The organism is Mycobacterium sp. TH-M106, assembly GCF_057473765.1.
Genome location: NZ_JBYCLE010000247.1, coordinates 1 through 4343, shown reverse-complemented (window position 1 = coordinate 4343; position 4343 = coordinate 1). Strand labels below are relative to the sequence as shown.

Below are 4343 nucleotides of genomic sequence, written 5' to 3'. Positions count from 1 at the left end.
AGGGCCGAAGCAGGAAGTAGGGCCAAACTTGCGCGGTGGGCCGAGCTTTCGGGTCAGCTTCCACAGAGGCGATCGAAGTGATCAGCTGTAACGGAACCAGCGTCGCGCACAGAATCCGGCCACCGCACCCCACACCGCCGGCCAGCATCCGGGGTTTTGCAGGGCCGGCATGTCCCACCACGTCTTCGCCACGGACCTCACCTCGCACATTCTTCGACCAGTCGGTAGTAGTCTGCATCTGACAGGTGCACTCCCATCTGGGATAATGGAGCCGTGAACACTCCGATTATCCTTGCGGCAGTGCACCTTTCACGTTAACGACACCCATCGACACCGAATTACGTGAAAAATCCGGGTGAACAGTAGCTGCCGTTTCCAGGTGTGGGCGATCATCCGTCCGCCGTACAGGGTGCGGTCGAGGGTGTTGTTGGTTGATTCGGGGTCCTCACGCCACCCGTAGCAGTTCTGGTAGACCTCGCTGGCCGGTGGGTGCTGACGGATGCGTTCAGCCCGGTTGAAGCCCCTGTTGCGGTCGCCATCGGTGGTGTCGACGCGGATGAATCTTGTGTGGCCGCAGTCGAGTTCGATCTCCCGGTACCACCGGTTCGACGCGGTGGCGCCGACGTTGCGCCGCCTGGCGAGCCGTTTGACCCGGCATGAAACCACGTGCTCGTCACCGGTATCGGTAGCCAGGGACTCACAGACGGCGCCGTCTTGGGTGGCGAGCTGGTGGGTGTTCCCACATGGGCAGTCGGTGATGAGTTCAAACGGCCTGTAGCCGGCTGTAGTGGGATGGATCGGGGATAGCACCGCCAACCCCTTCTTCATTAGCGGGTCGATGTGTTTGCCGCGGAAAGCGCCGTCGTAACACACGCCGCCCACCGCGCCGCCGAGGCTGATGACAAGGTTCGTGAGTTCGGTGATCACAGCTACTGCCGTCGCGGATTCGTCCCTGTAGCCCTTCCCGGGCGGCAGGTACGTCACGTCGAGGAGGATTCTGGCGTTGGACCGTTTGTCCGCCCGGACACCCATCAGGACGAACTTGGAGCCGGTGGCATAGACCCCGGAGTCTTCACCGGCTTGCTTGTGCAGTCCGGTGTCGATCCGCCGTCCTTGCTGGCGCCACTGTTCGGCGGTCTTGGACAGGATCGGGGCGGCGACCACCTTGCCGTCTCCGAAAAGTGTGTCTGATCGGCACGGTTTCGCCGGTGTGCTGGCGGGATTGAAGCAACCGGCGTCGAGTGCCAGCTGCGCCGATACGAAGCGGACCTGTTCACGCAGCGGGCCGCTGCGTTCGGCAAGAAAGTACCGCCACGTTTCGAGTTGCCCGCGCGATGGTGCGCGGCGCGGCAACCGGGCGCCGGTGGCTGCTTTGACGGCGCGACGCACGAGTCGCCAAGCGTGTTCCGATGCGAGCAGCCGGGCAGCTGAGCGGTGTGAGCCGGTAACGCCACCGGCAGCAAGGATGTAAAGGAGACCGACGATGGCGGGGTGCTCGCGACGGCGTCCCGGCCCGTTTCCGCGCTCGGGAACAGTTTGGGCCAGCTCGTGAAGCCATGGCCTTTCGGCGGCTGCGACGAGCCAGTCGAGCTGGGTGAGCGCGTTGTCGGACATCGCGGGGGCTACTCGGTTTCTCTCCAGTCCCAGGCGATCACGGCTGCGGTGGCATCCAGTGAAGACATGCCGATCAGATTGGCGGCGGCCTCGATGTGGCCGGTGGTCTCGAACACGCGCCGAGCCGCCCACAACGTCAGTGACGCCGGGGTGACGGTGGGATCGTCCGCAAGTCCGCCGCGAACAATGGCCGTGCGGGCAACCATGTACGCTCTCGTCCGCCGCTGCCCTACCGTGCCGGTGTTGGCCGTCAGACGCAGCTCGGCTGTGCCTGTCCGGGTTTGCAGCCAGCCGATGCGGGCGGTGACGATGCGGGCGGCCCGGGCTGCACGGTGACGGTGCGGTCGTGGCGGTCGCCCACGCCGGGAAGTGTCAGTCTGGCGGTGGCGCTGTCGAATGACGCTGCGGTCAGGGACGCGATCTCGGACGCCCACGCGCCTGACAACAACAGGGCGACGACGGCGGGGCGCTGGCGTGCCGGATTGGTTCCGGCGAGGTAGCGAAGCCGTTCAGCTTCGACATCCGTGAGCGGACGCGCGGGCGGCTTGGTGCTGCTTTTCGGCGGCGTGGTGACGCCGGTGACCGGGTTCGACGTGACCCAGCCGGCTTTGGTGGCAGCGGCGAAGAGCGCCCGCAATGCCGACAATCTGTTCGCTCGGGTACGGCCGGACACCGTGCGGGAGACTTGACTGCGCCGATCGCGCCCGAGCGAGTTGACGAACGCCACCACCAGGGATGTGTCGACCTGGGCGATGCTGGTGACGTCGTGCGCCTCGGCGAACCGGGTGAACCGGGAGAGGACGGAGCCATATTTCTCAATCGTGTACGGCGATCGGGCACGGCCCTGCTCCCAGCGGGCGACAACCGCGTCGACCGCCAGGGTGAGAGTCGCCGGGGCAGTGCTCACCGGAGCTCCGCGGGAACGCGCCGGTGTCTCGATCGCGAAGACCAATGGGGTATTCTGGGCACTCAGCTCTCCTTTCTCGGGGACTGCAACTGGGCCGGCGCGCAAACACCGGTTCGATGGAAGGGGTGAGGAGTTACCGCTCCTCGCCTCTTCTTTTGCTGCTAGGTCATTGAGCCTCCTTCTTGTGGTGACCGGTACAAGTTCCTCTCGACCTTCTCGATCAGACCCCGCTGAGCGGCGCGACGGATCGCGATGGCCACCGCGTTGTCGACGTCACCGTGCCAAACCTGCTCCAGATCGCGCCGGGGGAACCGATCGAAGAACGCCGCGATAATCTGCTTGCGGGTGACCGGACAGCGCAGGGATGCCACCACGTCGGCGACCATCTCGGCGCTACGAAGATGACTCACTTGGCCAGTCTCGGAGTTGTGTTCGATATAGGACTCCAGTCTGGCCACCTTGTCTCTAAAATCGAGACGTCGCTGTGGCTGTGCGTCCTGCGGATTCCGGCCGGTTTTCGCAGGCGGCCTCCCGGACAGCTTCGACAAGCGTGCCCTATCAGCCTGTAGAGCCTCGATCTGTCGTTCGATACCGGCGATCTCACCACGCAGACTGCCGACCACACTGTCGATGGCGTCAATCGCCGCTTGGTACTCCGGATGATCCGAGACGGTAACCTCCTCCATGAGACTGGATAGTAGCACCGTAAACAGACAGCCCGTTGAATGAAGGACGCTTGTTGGGAGCACTTTGGGTCTCGACGCTGTCTATTATGGAGACGCTACCGCGAGGTCGTACATCATTCTGGGTACGCACCACGACACTGATAATTCCGACGCACGGCTCCGTGATCAGCGACCACCGCTCAATGCAGATGAGCTGGCCAGCGTGGTTATGCTCGCTGGGGACCGCTTCGACTCAGATGGGTTTGTTATTCTCGCAAACCGGCCTCTGGGGCCGGTCGAGGGAGGGTCTTTCACATGTTTGTTGCTTGTGTTCGCCGGTGGGGCACCGGTGTCGGGGTGGTTGGTGGAGCCGCTTGTACGGCTGTGCTGCTCGGGATGGGCAGCGCCCACGCCGTCCCCGCCGATGACATCGTTGACGCCGGTGCGGGTAGTGCCGTCACCGGTTCAGGCGCAGCTGCGCTGTGGGACAACGCGGCACAGATGCTCGCCTCGACCAGCTCGCAAGACCTGCTGAGCACCGCCGCCGAGGACATCACCGAGACGAGCAAGCTGATCGGCGGGATCGACGTATCGAGCGGTATCGCGAGTAAGTACGCGTCGTTCATCGACGGCTACCCGAGTTCACTAGACACGCTGGGAAATTTCGTGACCGATCAAGTGGCGCCGGCCGAGTCGACGCTTTTGGCGCATTCCGGTTCGTTGTCGGGGATGGTTGACCAGCTGTTCCTCAACCCGCTCAACCAGCAGTGGGCCAACACCGGTGCGGCGCTGCTCAGCGCCGGCCAGGCGTTCGACAGCGCGATCACGGCCGGGTCGGCCACGGACGCCTCGACGGCGATGTTCCAGACACTCGGCGTCGAGATCTTCCAGATGGTCCCGGCCGCGGTTGAATCCCTTCCCGTCATGCTCGGCGGCGCCTTCCTCGGAGATGGCGCTGTCGGGGTTACGCCAGATGTTGTCGCCAGCTTGTTCTGATCGGGCGTCTCGGCTGGAGGATTTCAGTTGCCGATCGGCGTGAACCCGGCGCCCGGTCCACCATTGCTGTTGACATCATCAAGGATGGCGCTGAACGTCGTCATCTCTATGAATTGATGCGGCGGCGCTCCCTGCAGGTCGGGCGGGATGAACATGCCACC

General features: G+C 64.1%; 6 protein-coding genes. 1 reads left to right on the top strand and 5 read right to left on the bottom strand.

Going from position 1 to position 4343, the window contains the following annotated elements; translation table 11 throughout:
* The 5 genes from AC2VOP_RS08605 to AC2VOP_RS08585 all read right to left on the bottom strand — a co-directional run.
* A partial coding sequence (locus AC2VOP_RS08605) for a hypothetical protein (protein WP_486960575.1) occupies positions 1–238 on the bottom strand: 238 nt, incomplete at its 3' end.
* Between the two features lie 71 nt (positions 239–309).
* Positions 310–1614: a hypothetical protein gene (locus AC2VOP_RS08600; RefSeq protein ID WP_486960574.1), complete on the bottom strand. Its 1305-nt coding sequence runs from the start codon at positions 1612–1614 to the stop codon at positions 310–312.
* Between the two features lie 8 nt (positions 1615–1622).
* Entirely contained in the window at positions 1623–1820 is a 198-nt protein-coding gene (locus AC2VOP_RS08595; RefSeq protein ID WP_486960573.1) for a hypothetical protein, read from the bottom strand.
* A gap of 44 nt (positions 1821–1864) precedes the next feature.
* Positions 1865–2521, bottom strand: coding sequence for a tyrosine-type recombinase/integrase (locus tag AC2VOP_RS08590; protein ID WP_486960572.1), 657 nt, complete (start codon positions 2519–2521; stop codon positions 1865–1867).
* A gap of 161 nt (positions 2522–2682) precedes the next feature.
* Complete coding sequence (locus tag AC2VOP_RS08585) at positions 2683–3207, bottom strand: hypothetical protein (protein ID WP_486960571.1); 525 nt, start codon at positions 3205–3207, stop codon at positions 2683–2685.
* Positions 3208–3501: 294 nt separating this feature from the next.
* On the opposite strand from AC2VOP_RS08585, the gene AC2VOP_RS08580 reads away from it, so the two are divergent.
* Positions 3502–4182: a hypothetical protein gene (locus AC2VOP_RS08580; RefSeq protein WP_486960570.1), complete on the top strand. Its 681-nt coding sequence runs from the start codon at positions 3502–3504 to the stop codon at positions 4180–4182.
* The last annotated feature ends 161 nt before the right edge of the window (positions 4183–4343 follow it).